A 250-nucleotide genomic window follows, 5' to 3' on the forward strand; every position below is an offset into this window, starting at 1 on the left:
TGGAACTTTTGCCCTCGAAGACGCCGGTGGCGTTGTCCAGCAGGTCGCGCTTCCACTGACTCACCATGGTTGGGTGGATCTCGAAGCGGGCTGCGATCTCTGACGTGGTCTGTTCCCCCTTGAGGGCAGTAAGGGCTACCTTGGCTTTGAACTCACTGCTGTACTGTCGACGTTTCCTGCTCATGATCAAGCTCTCCTGGTCGGTATGATCAGAGCTTAGCGCCTGGTCCGAATTCTGGGGTCCACTTCA

1 protein-coding gene is annotated in these 250 nt (G+C 56.8%); it reads right to left on the reverse strand.

Annotation, left to right across the window (positions count from 1 at the left end):
- On the reverse strand, window positions 1–184 hold a 184-nt coding region (locus IZU87_RS18235; RefSeq protein WP_213115371.1), incomplete at its 3' end, for a transposase.
- Between the last annotated feature and the right edge of the window lie 66 nt (window positions 185–250).

This window comes from Cobetia sp. MC34, from assembly GCF_018340035.1.
In the GTDB taxonomy this organism is placed as follows: Bacteria; Pseudomonadota; Gammaproteobacteria; order Pseudomonadales; family Halomonadaceae; genus Cobetia; species Cobetia amphilecti.